This is a genomic window from Bacillus sp. 17RED48 (assembly GCF_019837545.1).
In the GTDB taxonomy this organism is placed as follows: domain Bacteria; phylum Bacillota; class Bacilli; order Bacillales; family Bacillaceae_G; genus Bacillus_A; species Bacillus_A wiedmannii.
In genome coordinates this window covers 535,397-551,483 of record NZ_JADAXG010000004.1, presented here as the reverse complement: position 1 = coordinate 551,483, position 16,087 = coordinate 535,397, and the positions used below count along the sequence as shown (strand labels likewise).

14 protein-coding genes are annotated in these 16,087 nt (G+C 33.7%); 12 read left to right on the top strand and 2 right to left on the bottom strand.

All coding sequences use genetic code 11. The features are described 5' to 3' along the window. Positions 1-108: 108 nt before the first annotated feature. The 10 genes from ILT06_RS19865 to ILT06_RS19820 all read left to right on the top strand — a co-directional run bounded on the left by ILT06_RS19865 (position 109) and on the right by ILT06_RS19820 (position 12,109). Positions 109-552: a MarR family winged helix-turn-helix transcriptional regulator gene (locus ILT06_RS19865; protein WP_001205523.1), complete on the top strand. Its 444-nt coding sequence runs from the start codon at positions 109-111 to the stop codon at positions 550-552. A gap of 83 nt (positions 553-635) precedes the next feature. Beyond that, complete coding sequence (locus ILT06_RS19860) at positions 636-1,691, top strand: LLM class flavin-dependent oxidoreductase (protein WP_222655394.1); 1,056 nt, start codon at positions 636-638, stop codon at positions 1,689-1,691. A 615-nt stretch (positions 1,692-2,306) separates the two neighbouring features. Further along, positions 2,307-3,710, top strand: coding sequence for a cytochrome ubiquinol oxidase subunit I (cydA, locus tag ILT06_RS19855; RefSeq protein ID WP_064476356.1), 1,404 nt, complete (start codon positions 2,307-2,309; stop codon positions 3,708-3,710). Beyond that, positions 3,697-4,713, top strand: a complete 1,017-nt coding sequence (cydB, locus tag ILT06_RS19850; RefSeq protein WP_064476355.1) for a cytochrome d ubiquinol oxidase subunit II — start codon at positions 3,697-3,699, stop codon at positions 4,711-4,713. Before cydA ends, cydB begins: the two co-directional genes overlap by 14 nt. Beyond that, the gene (cydD, locus tag ILT06_RS19845; protein ID WP_098111622.1) at positions 4,713-6,428 is read left to right on the top strand and encodes a thiol reductant ABC exporter subunit CydD; all 1,716 of its coding nucleotides are present in this window, start codon (positions 4,713-4,715) and stop codon (positions 6,426-6,428) included. The genes cydB and cydD overlap by 1 nt, the downstream gene beginning before the upstream one ends. A 2-nt stretch (positions 6,429-6,430) precedes the next feature. Continuing rightward, on the top strand, positions 6,431-8,155 hold the full coding sequence (cydC, locus tag ILT06_RS19840; protein ID WP_064476353.1) for a thiol reductant ABC exporter subunit CydC: 1,725 nt from the start codon (positions 6,431-6,433) through the stop codon (positions 8,153-8,155). Between the two features lie 53 nt (positions 8,156-8,208). Next, entirely contained in the window at positions 8,209-8,367 is a 159-nt protein-coding gene (locus tag ILT06_RS19835) for a hypothetical protein (RefSeq protein WP_179194478.1), read from the top strand. Positions 8,368-8,584: 217 nt separating this feature from the next. Continuing rightward, complete coding sequence (locus ILT06_RS19830; protein ID WP_222655393.1) at positions 8,585-11,146, top strand: glycosyltransferase; 2,562 nt, start codon at positions 8,585-8,587, stop codon at positions 11,144-11,146. A gap of 205 nt (positions 11,147-11,351) precedes the next feature. Beyond that, positions 11,352-11,573: a hypothetical protein gene (locus ILT06_RS19825; RefSeq protein ID WP_048543215.1), complete on the top strand. Its 222-nt coding sequence runs from the start codon at positions 11,352-11,354 to the stop codon at positions 11,571-11,573. An 89-nt stretch (positions 11,574-11,662) separates the two neighbouring features. Continuing rightward, the gene (locus ILT06_RS19820; protein WP_103654963.1) at positions 11,663-12,109 is read left to right on the top strand and encodes a DUF6376 family protein; all 447 of its coding nucleotides are present in this window, start codon (positions 11,663-11,665) and stop codon (positions 12,107-12,109) included. A gap of 89 nt (positions 12,110-12,198) precedes the next feature. On the opposite strand, the gene ILT06_RS19815 is transcribed toward ILT06_RS19820, so the two are convergent. Further along, positions 12,199-13,200 (bottom strand): S66 family peptidase, encoded by a 1,002-nt coding sequence (locus ILT06_RS19815; RefSeq protein WP_064476351.1) that lies wholly within the window; start codon positions 13,198-13,200, stop codon positions 12,199-12,201. 188 nt (positions 13,201-13,388) lie between these two features. On the opposite strand from ILT06_RS19815, the gene ILT06_RS19810 reads away from it, so the two are divergent. Both ILT06_RS19810 and ILT06_RS19805 read left to right on the top strand, forming a co-directional pair. Further along, on the top strand, positions 13,389-14,342 hold the full coding sequence (locus ILT06_RS19810; RefSeq protein ID WP_064476350.1) for a D-alanyl-D-alanine carboxypeptidase family protein: 954 nt from the start codon (positions 13,389-13,391) through the stop codon (positions 14,340-14,342). A gap of 236 nt (positions 14,343-14,578) precedes the next feature. Then, positions 14,579-15,181 carry a nitroreductase family protein gene (locus tag ILT06_RS19805; protein ID WP_176713072.1) on the top strand — a complete coding sequence of 201 codons (603 nt, stop codon included), beginning with the start codon at positions 14,579-14,581 and terminating at the stop codon, positions 15,179-15,181. Positions 15,182-15,226: 45 nt separating this feature from the next. Here ILT06_RS19805 and ILT06_RS19800 read toward each other — a convergent pair whose 3' ends face one another. Then, complete coding sequence (locus ILT06_RS19800) at positions 15,227-15,397, bottom strand: DNA mismatch repair protein MutT (RefSeq protein ID WP_141537796.1); 171 nt, start codon at positions 15,395-15,397, stop codon at positions 15,227-15,229. Positions 15,398-16,087: the final 690 nt, after the last annotated feature.

The following is a 16,087-nucleotide window of genomic DNA, read 5'->3' as shown; positions in this document are numbered from 1 at the left end:
CGTTATTTATGCAATACTCTAATCAGATTATTTTTCACTTTTTCTCTTGCTTTTTTATCACTTGCGTAGTAAAGTGATAGTAAGATTCACGATAGGAAGTGATCAAACATGCGTGATAATACGATAGGGTCATTAATATGGTTACGCTTAATACGATTTACGAACCAAAGTAATCAGATGTCAAATGAGTTTTTAAAACGGTTTGATTTAACGACAGCTCAATTTGATGTGCTTTTGCAAATACGTACGTATCAGCCACTCACACAAATGGAGTTAGCTGAAAAGGTAACTGTTACACAAGGCGGTATTTCTCGAATGTTAACTCGTCTTGAAAAAGAAGGATATATTGTACGAAAACAAGATTGGAAAACGAAAACAATTAGTCTTACAGAGCAAGGGGAAGCAGCTTTAGAGAGAGCATTGCCAGAGCAACTTGCATTTCAATCATCGTTTTTTGATGATGTATTAAATGAAGAAGAGCAGAAAATATTATACGAGCTAATGACGAAAGTTCATAAGCATAGCGAAAAAAAAGAATTGCCGCAAGAGTAATTTTTTTTACACTATCAATTGACTAATCAAGTGAAAAATAATTGAAGAATATGAATACGACTGAATTAAAGGAGAGAGCAACTATGGAAAAATACCGTATGGATACAAGTAAAGGAATAGAGTTTGGATTATATTCAATTGGGGATCATGTTTTAAATCCGCATAATGGAGAGAAAATTAGTGCAGAACAAAGAATTCATGAATTAATTGAAACAGCTAAGTTAGCGGATGAAGCTGGACTTGATGTATTTGCTGTCGGTGAAAGTCATCAAACTCATTTTACAACGCAAGCTCATACAGTTATTTTAGGAGCTATTGCACAACCTACGAAAAATATAAAAATTGCAAGTTCAGCAACGATAGTAAGCACATCTGATCCGGTACGAGTATATGAGGATTTTGCTACAATTGACTTGATTTCTAATGGACGTGCAGAAATCGTGGCTGGTCGTGGATCTCGTATTGGGGGATATAGTTTACTTGGTTATGACGTGAATGATTATGAAGAGTTATTTGAAGAGAAGATGGATCTTTTATTAAAAATTAATAACGAGGAACATGTAACATGGAACGGACAGTTCAGAGCGCCGCTTGCACATGCATCGGTGATTCCGAGAGCGAAGAATAATAACTTACCAATTTGGCGTGCAGTTGGTGGCCCGCCAGCTAGTGCGATTAAAGCAGGACGTGCGGGTGTACCTATGATGATAACAACACTAGGTGGTCCAGCTATTAACTTTAAAGGGTCAGTAGATGCTTACCGTGAGGCTGCGGCGCAAAGTGGATTTAATCCAGCAAGTTTGCCAGTTGCAACGACGAGTTTATTTTATACAGCAAAAAATTCACAAGATGCATTTAGTGAATACTATCCTCATATTAATGCTGGTATGCTTACACTGCGTGGTGGTGGGTATCCGAAGCAACAATTTACAAATGCAGTAGATTACCGTGACGCATTAATGGTTGGTAGCCCGCAACAAATTATTGAAAAAATGCTTTACCAATATGAATTGTTTGGACAACAACGTTTTATGGCACAAATTGATTTTGGTGGTGTACCACTTAATAAAATTGAGAAAAATATTGAATTAATTGCTACTGAAATTTTACCGGCTGTTAGAAAACATACAGCGAAATAATTTAAAAAATACCGAGAGTCTAATCGATTCTCGGTATTTTTTATGTATGAATTCAGTTTGAAAAAATGATAAAAAATGAATTTTCAGTCTAGAAAGAGGGAGGGGATTTTCTATTTTCGAATAACAATATTTTGTGTTTGAATTTTAAAAATACATTTTCTTCTTGACAAAAAACTAACTGATTTCTCCGTTAGTTTAGAGGACATTTTTCTGCGTGAAAGTCAAGTGTATGAAGAGGGAAATGATTATTTTATTGATATGGAAGTAAGTCTTATATTAAAAAAATACATTTTATTAATGAGAAAAATATAATTCAAAAAAATGACAAAAGACATATTTCAGACAAAATGATGTCAATAATACGTCAAAAATCAGTTGAATTTACTATGCAGGTATATTATACAATTCGATTAACGGATAAAACACTACTGAAATAGTGAAAAGGTAAATTTTATGAGAAAGTTCTTTTGTAATGATTTTGAAAACTGAAAATTTATATTTTCTAAAAGTACATAAACAAATTTATCTTTCTATATTTCTAAGATTTGAGTTGTTTTATTCATACAACTCAATCGAAAATACGATATAAAAAATTATGAAGGAAGTGATTGTAGTATGGAAACGCTCGAATTGGCACGAATACAATTCGCATCAACAACGATTTTCCATTACTTTTTTGTTCCGCTGTCTATTGGTTTAGCTTTTATCATTGCATTAATGCAAACGTTATATGTGGTAAAGGGACAAGAAATTTATAAGAAGATGACGAAGTTTTGGACACAAATATTCCTTGTAAACTTTGCGGTAGGTGTAGTAACTGGTATTCTACAAGAATTCCAGTTTGGTATGAACTGGTCAACCTATTCACGTTTCGTAGGTGATGTGTTTGGTCCATCACTTGCGATTGAAGGTTTATTAGCATTTTTCATTGAGTCTACATTCCTAGGTTTATGGGTATTCGGTGAGGATAAATTGCCGAAGCGTGTTCACCTTTTATGTATTTGGCTCCTTTCAATTGGAACAATGTTATCAGCATTTTGGATTTTAACTGCAAGTGCATTTATGCAATCGCCAGTAGGGTATGAAATGGCAGCAGATGGACGTGCACAAATGAATGATTTCTTAGCGATTATTCAAAACCCACAATTATGGGTACAATTCCCGCATACAATTACAGCGGCAATTGCAACTGGTGCATTCTTTATTGCAGGTGTGAGTGCATGGAAAATAACAAAAGCTCAAGAAACTGAAGTGTTTAAAAAATCGTTCCGCATTTCTATCATTGTTGGAACACTTACAACTGCGCTAGTATTATTCTTCGGTCATGCGCAAGCACAACAATTAATTAAGACACATCCAATGAAAATGGCAGCAGCGGAAGCGTTATGGAATACGAGTGAGGATCCAGCGCCATTTACAGTATTTGCGAAAATTGATGCAGAGAAGCAAGAAAATTCGTTTGAAATTCAAATCCCTTATATGCTAAGTCTATTATCATTTGATAAATTTAGTGGTCAAGTAGAAGGAATGAATCAAATTCAAAAACAATATGAAGAAAAATATGGGCCTGGAGATTATATACCGCCAGTACACACTATGTTCTGGAGTTTTAGAGCGATGGTAATGAGTGGAACATTTATGCTTCTTCTAGGAGCATACGGATGGTTCTTATCAAGAAAAGATCGTTTAGCTGAAAAAACTTGGTATTTAAAATTAATGGTGTATGCAATTGCACTACCGTTTATCGGTAATACAGTAGGATGGATTATGACTGAAATGGGACGTCAGCCTTGGGTAGTTTTCGGTGTTATGAAAACGGAAGATGCTGTATCTCCAAATGTTACGTTCGGAGAAGTATTATTCTCTTTAGTTTCGTTCACATCACTATATTTAATTATAGGTGGAATTACTATTTACTTATTCGTTCGTGTCATTAAAGGACATGAGAATAAGAAAACGAAACAGGATTCTCAAAGCCATGATCCATTTGATAAGGAGGATGAGTATGTTATCTCTTAATGAGTTGTGGTTTATCATTATTGCAATTTTATTCGTAGGCTTCTTTGTACTTGAAGGTTTCGATTTCGGTGTAGGTATAGTTTCAAGGTTTTTAGGGGAAAACGATTTAGAGAAAAGAATATATTTAAATACAATTGGTCCATTTTGGCACGCGAATGAAGTATGGCTTGTTTGTGCTGGTGGAGCTATGTTCGCAGCATTCCCGCACTGGTATGCAACTTTATTTAGCGGGTTTTACATTCCGTTTGTATTTATGCTTCTTGCTTTAATTATAAGAGGGGTTTCCTTTAAATTCCGTGCGAAAATAGATAATCATAAATGGAAAGGTTTTTGGGATTGGGGTATGTTTTTAGGAAGTTTACTACCACCTATCCTTTGGGGAGTTGCAATTGCTAACTTTATGGTAGGTATTCCAATTGATGAAACGAAAAATGCTGTAGGTGGATTCTTACCATTACTACATCCATTTGCATTACTTGGAGGAGTTATGTTCCTTCTGCTATGTATTGTTCACGGATTGCAATTCCTTACTATACGTACAACTGGTAAGTTAAGAGAACGTGCACGTATTGCTGCGTTGAAAATTGCACCGCTTGCAATTATAGCACTCCTTATTTTTGCCGGATTGGGATTATGGAAAACAGATATTTTCACTGCCCATGGTACAGAGTGGATTATGGTTCCGATTGGAGCTTTTGTAGCATTATGTGCGTCAACATTATTAAATAAAAGAAGAAGAGATGGTTGGGCTTTCGTTATGACGAGTTTAACAATCATTTTACTAAGTGCGAGTGTGTTCGCCGGCATGTTCCCACGTGTCTTAATTAGCTCGTTAGGGTCAATATACGATTTAACAATTTATAATGCAGCATCAGGAGATTATGCACTAAAACTGATGACGTATTTTTCAATTGCTATATTGCCATTTGTTTTGGGAAGTCAAATATGGAGTTTCTATGTGTTTAGACAACCTGTTAAGTCAGATAAAGATTTGGAGTACTAATGAAAAGAAAAAGAGGACTTCCGTCGTATCCTGGTAGCCGAGTTTTATATGTAGTGTTAACAATCATTAGCATTTTAGAAGCTGTAAGTATTATTGCGCAAACAGTGTTTTTAGCGCGGGCTATTACGTTTTTATTTCAAGGAGAAACTGTGCAATCTTTGTTAAATGAAACGGTTTATTTTGGGATCACGTTTGCAGTACGTCATATGCTAGTGCGAATATCGCAAATATTAGTGGAACGTTTCGCTGAAAAAACAGGATCACTACTGAGAAAACAATTAATAGAGGCGTATTTCACATTAGGTCCACGTTATGTTCAAACTGCTGGAACTGGTCATCTGGTTACCTTATCGATAGAAGGTATTGAGAAGTTTAAAACATATATAGAATTAACAATTCCTAAAATGATTAGAAGTAGTATCGTACCGGGGCTAATTGTACTATATGTTTTTACGCTAGATATTGAGTCTGGAATCATTTTAGTTGTAACGATTCCTATCGTGATTATATTTATGATCCTACTAGGATTAGCAGCGCAAAAGATGGCGGATAGTCAGTATGAGTCGTATCGTGTACTTTCTAATCATTTTGTAGATACGTTAAAAGGGTTAGAAACATTAAAGTATTTAGGTAAAAGTAAACAGCACGAAGGAAAGATTGAAAAAGTAAGTAAAAGATATAGAAAAGCAACGATGCGTACTTTGCGAGTTGCTTTTCTTTCTTCTTTTGCATTAGATTTCTTTACGAGTTTATCAATCGCATTTGTGGCGGTCGGATTAGGGATACGTTTAATAGATGGGACAATTGTACTATTGCCAGCCCTTACGATTTTAATTTTAGCTCCGGAATATTTTCTGCCGATTAAACAAGTTGGAGCGAATTATCATGCTACGTTAGATGGACAACTTGCAATGGAGCAAATAGAAGAGATTTTACAGCAACAAAAAGAAATAGGAACGAAAGAATCAAATGTAGGTCTAATATGGAATTCCTCTAGTAACTTGAAATTACAAGATGTAAAAGTAAAGAATGATGAATCGGAAAAATCTATATTAGAGGGAATTGATTTTACTTGGAAAGGTACCGGTGCTATAGGTGTAATTGGTGAAAGTGGGGCAGGGAAATCGACGTTAATTGACGTATTAGCAGGATTTTTAACTCCTTCGGGTGGAAAGCTGATAGTAAATGGTGTGGAAATTGACGGGGCTACTCGAGAAGATTGGCAAAAGAATATTGCATATATTCCACAGCAACCTTATATTTTCCCGCTTTCATTAAAAGATAACATTTGTTTCTATGAAACAAATACAACTGATGCAGAAGTGGAAAGAGTTATTAATGAAGTTGGTCTTCGTTCACTCGTTACATCGCTTCCGAACGGGATGTATGAAAGAATTGGAGAAGGTGGACGTATGCTTAGTGGCGGGCAAGAACAACGTGTCGCTATGGCGCGTGCTCTTTTAAGTAAAAAGCCAATTATTCTATTAGACGAGCCTACAGCACATCTTGATATTGAAACTGAATTTGAAATAAAGCAAGCGATGTTACGTCTGTTTGAAGGTAAGTTAGTATTTCTTGCAACACATCGTCTTCACTGGATGAAACAGATGGATCATATTCTTATTTTAAATAAAGGGGAAATGATAGAAAGCGGAACGTATGAAGAACTTTTAAAGAATGAGGTATTACATTTTCACAGGAAAGAGAGGGGATAGAGATGAGTAACTGGATTAAACCTTATATACAGCAAAATAAAGGTAGAATGACTTTAACTATTTTCCTTGGTCTTCTTGGAGTTAGTTCAGGTGCGATGTTACTTTTCATTTCAGGTTATTTAATCTCTAAATCTGCTCTTAGACCAGAAAATGTAATGGCTGTATATGTTCCTATCGTTGCAACACGTGCGTTTAGTATAGGACAAGCGGTATTTCATTATTTAGAGCGTTTAGTTGGACACGATGTCGTACTACGCATATTAGAAAAGATGAGAACGAAACTATACAGAATAGTAGAACCGCAAGCGTTATTTTTCCGTTCACGATTTCAAACGGGCGATATGTTAGGTATATTATCCGAAGATATAGAGCATTTGCAAAACCTATATTTACGTACAATATTTCCTAGTCTATTAGCATTAGTTGTATATAGCATATTCGTACTTGTTATCGGTGCATTTGACGTAGTATTTGCACTTATTGCAGCATGTATGTTGGCTATTATCGTTTTTCTGCTTCCGTTTGTATCATTACTTTTAATGAAGCAACATCATGTTACTTTAAAACAAGGAAGAAGCCGTTTGTATCAACAATTAACAGACGCTGTTTTTGGATTATCAGATTGGCAAGCAAGTGGTAGAAAAGATGAATTCATCGATAAGTATGTAGAGCAAAATAATGAGTTGTTAAAAACGGAAAAAAGAATGAAACGCTGGAATCATATTCGGGACAGTATCATTCAATTAGTAGTGGGGATTGTAGTTATTTCAATGATCATATGGACTGGAAATGAGGCGGCAAGTGAACAGATTGCACCTACCGTTATTGCGGCTTTCGTCTTAATGACGTTATCAGTCACAAACGCGCTTATCCCTCTTTCAGATGCTATCGATCGAATTCCATCATATGTAGAATCTGCTCATCGTCTAAATAAAGTAGAAGCTAATGATGTTTTACAGGATGAAAAGGAATTACATGAGGATAAAGATTATGTTGCATCAAAACATATAGACATTGAATTAAATAATGTATCGTATCGTTACCCAGATAGTAATGAATTTGTATTGAAAGAAGTATCACTGCAAATAAAGGCAGGAAAGAAAATCGCCATTTTAGGAAGAAGTGGAACAGGAAAATCTACTTTGTTAAAATTGTTAGCAGGTGCGCTAAGCCCGTTACATGGTGAAGTTTTATTGAATAGTGAACATGCTCATACGAATCTTTTATCAAAATATATCTCTGTATTGAATCAAAAGCCGCATTTATTCGATACGACAATTGGAAATAATGTGCGAATCGGTAAACCAGAGGCTACGGATGAAGAGATATGGACAGCTTTAGAGAAAGCACAATTAGCTTCGCATATAGCTTCTCTTCCAGATGGATTGCAAACAAAAATGCATGAAATGGGAAAAAGGTTTTCTGGTGGAGAAAGACAACGGGTTGCTTTTGCTAGAACGCTAATGCAAGAGGCTCCAATTATTGTACTTGATGAACCTACGATCGGCTTAGATCCAAAGACAGAACTATCTTTAATAGAAACAATGTTTTCTGCAACAGAAGAAAAGACTGTTATTTGGATTACACACCACCTTGTAGGAATTGAACATGTAGATGAAGTTATATTCCTTGATCGTGGCCAAATTGTGATGCAAGGCAGTCATGAACAACTTCTGAAAGAAAACGAGAAGTATCGTAAGCTGTATGAGTTAGATAAAGGAATATAGTTTGAATAAGTAATAATTGTAAAATAGCTACGCCTAATGGTGCAGCTATTTTTTTGTTAAGAAATATATTCTTTTTAAGGTATAGATTTATCTCGCTATTTGCAGGGCAAGATCCGGCTGATGTGAGGAAGTTAGGCGGGAGATTAACTGTACGTAAAAGTCCGATTGGTGAGGGGGATAATCAGAAGGGATGGAGAAGCTCCCCTGATTAAAGTTTCGTTTTATTTGTCTTACATTATTTTATGATAGAAATCAAATGTATAAAAAACAGCTAATCAAATACTTAAATTATTGAATATGTATATTTTGGAGTGAAAAGTAGGATATTTTGTTATGGGCTTGCATAAAAGTATAAAGGTTTCATACGGTTTAAGTAATGTGATATTATGTCGCGTATATAAATAATATGCGAAAAGGTGGAGGGAAAAGATGGGGAATCGTTTTGAAAAAAGTGAAGAGGCGATAGAGCGAATTCCGTTGGTAAGTGTATTAATTCCTACTTATAATCGTCCTGGCTACTTTGAAAAAGCATTGTGTAGTGTATTACAACAAACATATTCTAATATAGAAATTATTGTTGGAGATGATAGCACGAATGACGAAACGGAAAATGTGTTACAAAAATACTTATGTGATCATTCAAATATTATTTATATAAAAAACAGGTCAACTCTCGGACAATTTGAAAATGCGCTAATGTTATTTAATGAAGCGAACGGTGAGTATATAAATTTTTTAATGGATGATGATATATTTCATATGAATAAAATTGAAAAAATGATGAAGTATTTTTTCAATGATTTAGATAATGAAATCAAGCTTGTAACATCTCATCGTCAAGTAATTGATGATAAAGGGAAAGAACTACGACATATTTATTCAACTGTCCGTTTATTTGAAGAGGATACGATTATAGAGGGAACAGAATTAGGAAATAGGGTAATTGTGGATCAAAAAAATTATATTGGAGAACCGACAACAGTTTTATTTCGTAAAAATGATTTACAAGAACCGTATGGGATTTTTGATAAGAGGAGGTATCTATGTAATGTAGATATAGCCTCATGGTTATCTTTATTAAGTAAAGGAAAAGCAGTATATATAGCAGAGACACTTAGTTACTTCCGATTACATTCAGGTCAACAGTTGAATGAATCTAATAAACTTATGGATGGAGTAGAGGATTTTTCACATAGTATTATAGTTGGAGAAAAGTATGGTTTTTTATCTACTGAAAAAGAGTTATATAAAGCGATAACTAATTTCCTAGACTATGCAAAAAAATTAGTTCCATCATCAATATTATATACATTAGACTACTACCGACAAATTAAGCGAAAGGAAATAAATATAGAAAAGAAAAAACAGTATCGGAATAACAACTCTCATTTACCGAAAGTCAGTATACTTATTCCTGCCTATAATAAACCTCATTACTTGGAATTAGCTCTCAAAAGTGCTTTGAATCAAACATATGAAAATATTGAAATAATAATTTCTGACGATAGTACAAACGGTGAAATTCAAGCGATGATCCAACCATATTTAAGTGAATATGAATGTATTACATATGTTAAAAATAAACCTCGATTAGAAGCAGAGAACTTTAATAAGTGTATAGAACTTGCAAATGGAGATTATATAAACTTTTTATTAGATGATGACTTATTTCATCCTGAAAAGATTAAAAGAATGATGAACTGTTTTTTTAGACTAGAAAACATTTCATTTGTGACGTCATATCGGGAATTAATTGATGAGAATGGAAAAGTATTACCACCATCAACATTGAATATGAAAATTGCAAAAGAAACTACACTTTTTAAAGGGAAAGAATTAGGTAATTATATGTTAAAAAACTTAAAAAATGTAGTTGGTGAGCCTACAACAGTTCTGTTTAATCGGAAATTTTTTGAAGGGGCTTTTGGGTGTTTTAAGGGAAAGGGTTATTCAGCTATTAATGACATTGCAACATGGCTAGATATGATGAAGAAAGGAAATGTAGTTTATATAGAGGAACCTCTTAGTTATTTTAGACAACATGGTGGGGAAAATCAAAAACAAATGCAATTTACATTAAGGGCAATTGAAGAATGGACTGAATTAATAATAGATGCATATAATAGTGGGTTTTTAAATCGTGAGCAAGATTATAAAACGTGTTTAACTCATTGTTTGGAAAATGTGGTGTCAATAATTAAGGATGCGGTAAAAAATGGACAATTAAATCAAATTGATAATGAAAAGATGGAGAGGGAATTAAATAAGTTAGTTAATCGTATATTTGAGGAAGAAGTATGCTATTGTCAATTTTGCAATCAACAATTTAAAAAATTTTCTCCTTGGCCAGAACATTATGATTTTCCAAAATATAAATTTGAGATGTGGAATAAAGATACGGGAATTTGTTCGGTATGTGATTCGATGGATCGTGAAAGGTTATATCGTGTATATATTGAAATGGAAACGGAGTTATTAAGTGGAAATGATACTATGCTTCATATTGCACCTGAAGCGAAGTTAAGAAGTTGGTTTGCCCAGTATAAAAACATTACATATGTATGTGGAGATATTGAACCAAAGGATCCATTAATGCAGGAAATTGATGTTACTAGAATTCCATATGAAAATGATACATTTGATGTGATTTTATGTGGTCATGTATTACAGCACGTTCAAGATGATGAAAAAGCGATGAGAGAGTTATATAGAGTATTAAAGACAAATGGATGGGGAATTATTCAAGCGCCAATCGTAATGAATGTAGATAGTATTATAGAGAATGAATTAATTTTAACGCCAAAATTGAGAAGATTAGCTTTTGGTCATGAAGAACATGTAAGGATTTATAATCGATCAGGATTTATACAACGATTAATGAATGTAGGATTTAAGGTGGAATTGTATAACATAGCTGAAAAACAAGGAATGAGAAGTGCTAGGAAATTTGGTTTATCTGAAACTGATGTACTCTATATTGTCCGGAAATGAAGAATTGAGAGGAATTGAAATAATTCGCATAATACGGATTATGGGCAGTTAAATCGAAGTTTTGAAGAAGCATTAACCTTAAAAAAAGAATTAATGCTTCTTATTTTAATTATAGAGCGATGTGCATCTTATTTTTAGGTTTTAAATTTAGCTGATAAAGGCAATACTGAGCCATAGTGAATGTAAAGTTGGAGGGCGAGCGTATATGTTTGATGAGGATGGGATTGTTTTAATTATGGAACCAGCTGATGAAAGAAACTTGAGGAGATTTATTTTTTCGGTGCCAAAGTCAGTGTATGAAAAAAAGGGGCTTACATTACACTATGGAGCAGCTATAGGACAAGGATATATGGATATAATTGAAGATATTATTAGCGTACACATAGAAGTAGATGTGGTAACGATTATAGGACATGTAAGAGTCTAGATAGTTATTTAAAAAAGGGTATAGGCAATTTGGCTAGAAGTTATGATAGAGAAAATTGTAGACAATTATAAAGACGAAGGGAGTCTAAAATGAAAATCAAATCAATTTTATTAGTATTTATAGTTTCAATTGGTTTAATGGGATGTTCACTAGTAGAGCAAGGAAAGAACTCTTTAGATTATGCTCAGAAAGCGACAGACTACGTAAATGAAATAAGTGCATTTGCAAATGATGCACCAGCATTAGCTGAAAAAGCCGTTAATGATAGCGAAGCTCGAAAAGAATTAGAAACGAAGCTTAGTGAAATTAAACAAGATATACCCGCTTTCAATGAATTAACGCCACCTGATGTAGCAAAGGATCTTCATCAGCAAATCGTCGGATATAACGAAAAGTTAAACACATTAATTGATACGGCGATGGCAAAGATAGAAGAAGGGAAAGTGGATGTAGAGCAATTTAAAAACTCTGAGCTTATGCAGACGATAGATCAAGTTCGTGATTTGAAAGACAAGGTTCAAAATTTAGGACAATAATAAAAAGGCTCCGTTTGTGATGAACGGAGCTTTTTTCTGTTTTCTAATGGAAAGTTTATAATATTTTCTTCCTATAATATAAGCGTTTTTTAATTCTTCCATTTCTCTAAAATATGTATTGTTTTATTGGTTGCATCCATGTTCACTTGAACACCTATCGGCATAGTGATCATCGGATGGGTATGACAACAATCAAAGTCAGCTAGTAAAGGGATTCTTTGATTTTGCAGTACTTCCAATAATATTTCGTAAGGTTTGCGATTTGTACCACAATCATCAAACTGCTCATGTTTTCCAAGAATAATACCTGAAACTTTATCAAATACGCCGTTAACCTTAAGTAATGAAAAGCTTCTTTCAATAGTAGCTGCATCTTTTGAGCTATCCTCAATAAATAAAATATCGCCTTCTTGAATGCTTGGCATATAAGAGCTACCCCAAATTCCTTCTATTGTATTTAAGTTCCCACCAATAATACGTCCAGTAGCTTGTCCGTTTGTTACAGAAATCCAATTGTTTGGTCTAAGTTCTTTTTCTTTCGTCTTCTCTTCCCAATTAATAAATTCATCTGACCAAAATAAAGGTTGTTTTATGTTGTAAGGAAGCAATTGATCATGTAGTAATGTTTCTACAAAATATTTGTATGTATTATCTACAAAAGGCTCAAATTCTCCAAAGGAGGGAATGAGTGCTGGACCGTAAAATGTAGGGATTCCTGTTTTTGCATAAATCCCTAATAATAAAGCTGTTGCATCTGAATAGCCAATCATTATTTTAGGGTTATTTTGAAAAGCATCATAATCAATATAAGGTAATAAGGAATTAGAATTCATACCGCCAATTGTTGACATAATACAAGATACATTAGGATTCCTTATTAAAGCATTCAGTTCCTCGGCACGCTCTTGTATACTGCCAGAGCGATAATAATCATATCGACCTGTTAGGGAACCTTCTAATATGTGGAATCCTTTCTGTTGTAAATAAGATTTCGCTCGTTCAAATCTTTTTGGAGAAGTGTATGTTGCTGGTGAAGAGGGCGAATAAATGCCGATTGTGTCTCCGTATTTTAATGTTTTTGGAAGTAGCATCGTAAGAATCCTTTCTATTAAGTAGTTAAATTAAGATAATATAACATTGAATATTCTTATATTTCGGTATTTTAATTGTAACATAAATGTATTAGATGAATAAATATGCCTTTTGCCTTGACGATATAAAGTAATTATTGTTATGGTTAAACGTGAGTGTATAAAAGGTTTGCTAAAGGAGTTTTGAAATGAAGCGGTTAAAATGGGGAAGGCTGACGATCCTAGTAGTCATTATTTTAGGGATATGTTGGTTCTTATTCCAAGGAACTCAAAAGAGTGCAACAAATATAGAGGGACAACCTTTACAAGTGGCAGAACTACCTCAAACAGGATTAGCTGAAAAAGTAGTGCCACCAAAGTACATACCACCTGAAATTGATGCAAAAGCAGCTATGATTATCGATGCGAGTAATGGAGATATTATTTATCAACATAATGAAAATGAAGCTTTTGCGCCAGCAAGTATGTCTAAGATGATGACAGCGTACCTTCTATTAGAAAATGTACATAATGGGAAAGTTCGCTGGGAAGATCCGGTGAAAATGAGTGCGAAAGCGGCACAAACAGAGGGTGCGAGAATCCCAGTCCAAGTGAATGACACATTAACTGTTAAAGATTTGTACCATGCATTAATGATTGAATCAGCAAATAATTCGGCTGTAGCTCTAGCAGAACATATGGCTAAGACGGAGAAAGATTTCGTGCAGCTTATGAATGAAAAAGCAAAGCAGTTAAAAATGTCGGATTATGCTAAATTCGCAAATGCATCAGGACTACAAGAACCTGATGGAAGTGAGACGAAGATGACAGCTGCTGATGTAGCAAACTTGGCGTATCATCTAATAAAAGACTATCCAGAAATATTAGAAGTGACTCACTTACGTCAAAGTCAGTTAGCATTTAATAATATTAATGTTGTAAGTACAAATGATATGTTAAACAAAAATAATAAAGCTTTATATATAGAAGGAATAGACGGATTAAAAACAGGATTCACAGATAGCGCAGGGTATTGTTTTACGGGTACAGCAAAACAAGGTGATACTCGTATTATTACAGTTGTAATGGGAACGAAAGGTAAAACGAAGCGTTTTACAGAGACGAACAAGCTAATGTCTTATGCATTTGGCTTAGTTAATTAAGTGAAATACTGAGTTGGATCATCATATAAGAAAGGCAATTTGTTGTTACTTATTATCGGTAACAATAAATTGCCTTTTTATTTTTAGCATTAGGAAGTAAAAATGTGAGTGTAATTATTTGAGTTTATTATTGTTTGTTGATAGTCTAAAGTTAGAAACTTATTAATGATAAGTTTTAAGAGGCGAAACATGATGTATACATATGAAAAAGCCTCAAATGAAAATTGGAGGGAATTATGATGGCAAAAGATTTTTACACAGCAATTGAAGACAGAAGATCTATTTACGCGATTAGTAAAGAGCAAGTAGTTTCTGATGAAAAAATTCAAGAAGTGATTTATCATGCTGTAAAACATACACCTTCAGCTTTTAACTCTCAGAGCGCTCGCGTTGTCGTCTTGCTAGGAGAACAACATGATAAGTTATGGGATATTACGAAAGAAACGTTACGAAAAATTGTACCTGAAAATAACTTTGCATCTACCGAAGAAAAAATGAATGCATTTAAAAGTGGTTATGGAACGGTTTTATACTTTGAAGACAGTCAAGTAGTGGAAAAACTGCAAGAAAACTTTGCATTATACAAAGAGAATTTCCCAACGTGGTCACAGCAATCCTCAGGAATGTTACAATTTGCAATTTGGACAGCTTTAGAAATTGAAGGATTTGGTGCTACATTGCAGCATTACAATCCATTAATTGATGAAGAAGTGAGAAAAGAATGGGAAGTTCCAGAAAGCTGGAAACTTACTGCGCAAATGCCGTTTGGTAAACCGGTGGTACCTGCAGGTGAAAAAGAATACCAACCTTTAGAAAATCGTGTAAAAATTTATAAATAATGTAGGAACTATAAAAGGTGAACAGGGATACAACCTGTTCACCTTTTATAAGTAATAAGGATTTTTTTGATAGGAATTTTTCATCTGATTTTTTAATTCGTTTTTACGTGTTTCAATAGTTGATACTTTTTGTAAGGTAATAAATGAAACGAATTGGAAAAAAGCATAGTACAATTCTATATTTTTATTTATAGGATCATCTATTATGTTTTTCATAAATATACCTCCTTTTTTAATCCCAATATTTGCGGGCAATAAGACTTCCATCTTAAAATTCAATGTACCGACCTGTAAAAGTTCGATAGGTTTCAGTGTAGGGTAAATAAAATTTGTATTGGTTAACATACCACTATATATATGATAATATAAATATCCTAGAAATTCCATAGTTGGTGAAAAGTAGGTAGTGAGGTGTGTGTTTTCGCCAAATTAGAACAGGATTCTTGAAGTTAAATCTTACAAATCGTCAAATCTTTTAAAAGCGATAGATAGTATCAAAAATAGTTTTCTAAAAATATTATACTATTGATAAAAAAAGTATTTTTTGTCATGATAAGAGTATGCTTCATGGAAGGAACTTTACTAGGAAATACATTCATTGCATTGGATTAGATAAATAGAGTTTTTCAAATTGGATAGAAAATGTATATTAAGATAATGAATGAAATGTCGAATTTTCAATAAAATACATAAGAGAATTGAAAAAAGCATTGCAAAAACAATAAGTTTAATGGTAAAGTTCACATGAAGTTCACACGGAATTCACTTCATTCGTTTAAAATGAACTCTGTGTGAAAAATAAAACTCTTGTTAAAAAATGGAACTTAATGAATATTTTACTTTGATAATATTGTAATGTATTAAGTTTATAAGTTTTTTTAAGAGGATAGTAGGGAAAGGAAGTAA

Excerpts from the sequence above, each read along its gene's own strand:
- ILT06_RS19825 (WP_048543215.1), top strand. The coding sequence starts at position 11,352 with ATGTTTGATGAGGATGGGATTGTTTTAATTATGGAACCAGCTGATGAA.
- ILT06_RS19810 (WP_064476350.1), top strand. The coding sequence starts at position 13,389 with ATGAAGCGGTTAAAATGGGGAAGGCTGACGATCCTAGTAGTCATTATT.
- ILT06_RS19800 (WP_141537796.1), bottom strand. The coding sequence starts at position 15,397 with ATGAAAAACATAATAGATGATCCTATAAATAAAAATATAGAATTGTAC.
- ILT06_RS19820 (WP_103654963.1), top strand. The coding sequence starts at position 11,663 with ATGAAAATCAAATCAATTTTATTAGTATTTATAGTTTCAATTGGTTTA.
- ILT06_RS19865 (WP_001205523.1), top strand. The coding sequence starts at position 109 with ATGCGTGATAATACGATAGGGTCATTAATATGGTTACGCTTAATACGA.
- cydB (WP_064476355.1), top strand. The coding sequence starts at position 3,697 with ATGTTATCTCTTAATGAGTTGTGGTTTATCATTATTGCAATTTTATTC.
- ILT06_RS19805 (WP_176713072.1), top strand. The coding sequence starts at position 14,579 with ATGATGGCAAAAGATTTTTACACAGCAATTGAAGACAGAAGATCTATT.
- ILT06_RS19830 (WP_222655393.1), top strand. The coding sequence starts at position 8,585 with ATGGGGAATCGTTTTGAAAAAAGTGAAGAGGCGATAGAGCGAATTCCG.
- cydA (WP_064476356.1), top strand. The coding sequence starts at position 2,307 with ATGGAAACGCTCGAATTGGCACGAATACAATTCGCATCAACAACGATT.
- cydD (WP_098111622.1), top strand. The coding sequence starts at position 4,713 with ATGAAAAGAAAAAGAGGACTTCCGTCGTATCCTGGTAGCCGAGTTTTA.
- ILT06_RS19815 (WP_064476351.1), bottom strand. The coding sequence starts at position 13,200 with ATGCTACTTCCAAAAACATTAAAATACGGAGACACAATCGGCATTTAT.
- cydC (WP_064476353.1), top strand. The coding sequence starts at position 6,431 with ATGAGTAACTGGATTAAACCTTATATACAGCAAAATAAAGGTAGAATG.
- ILT06_RS19860 (WP_222655394.1), top strand. The coding sequence starts at position 636 with ATGGAAAAATACCGTATGGATACAAGTAAAGGAATAGAGTTTGGATTA.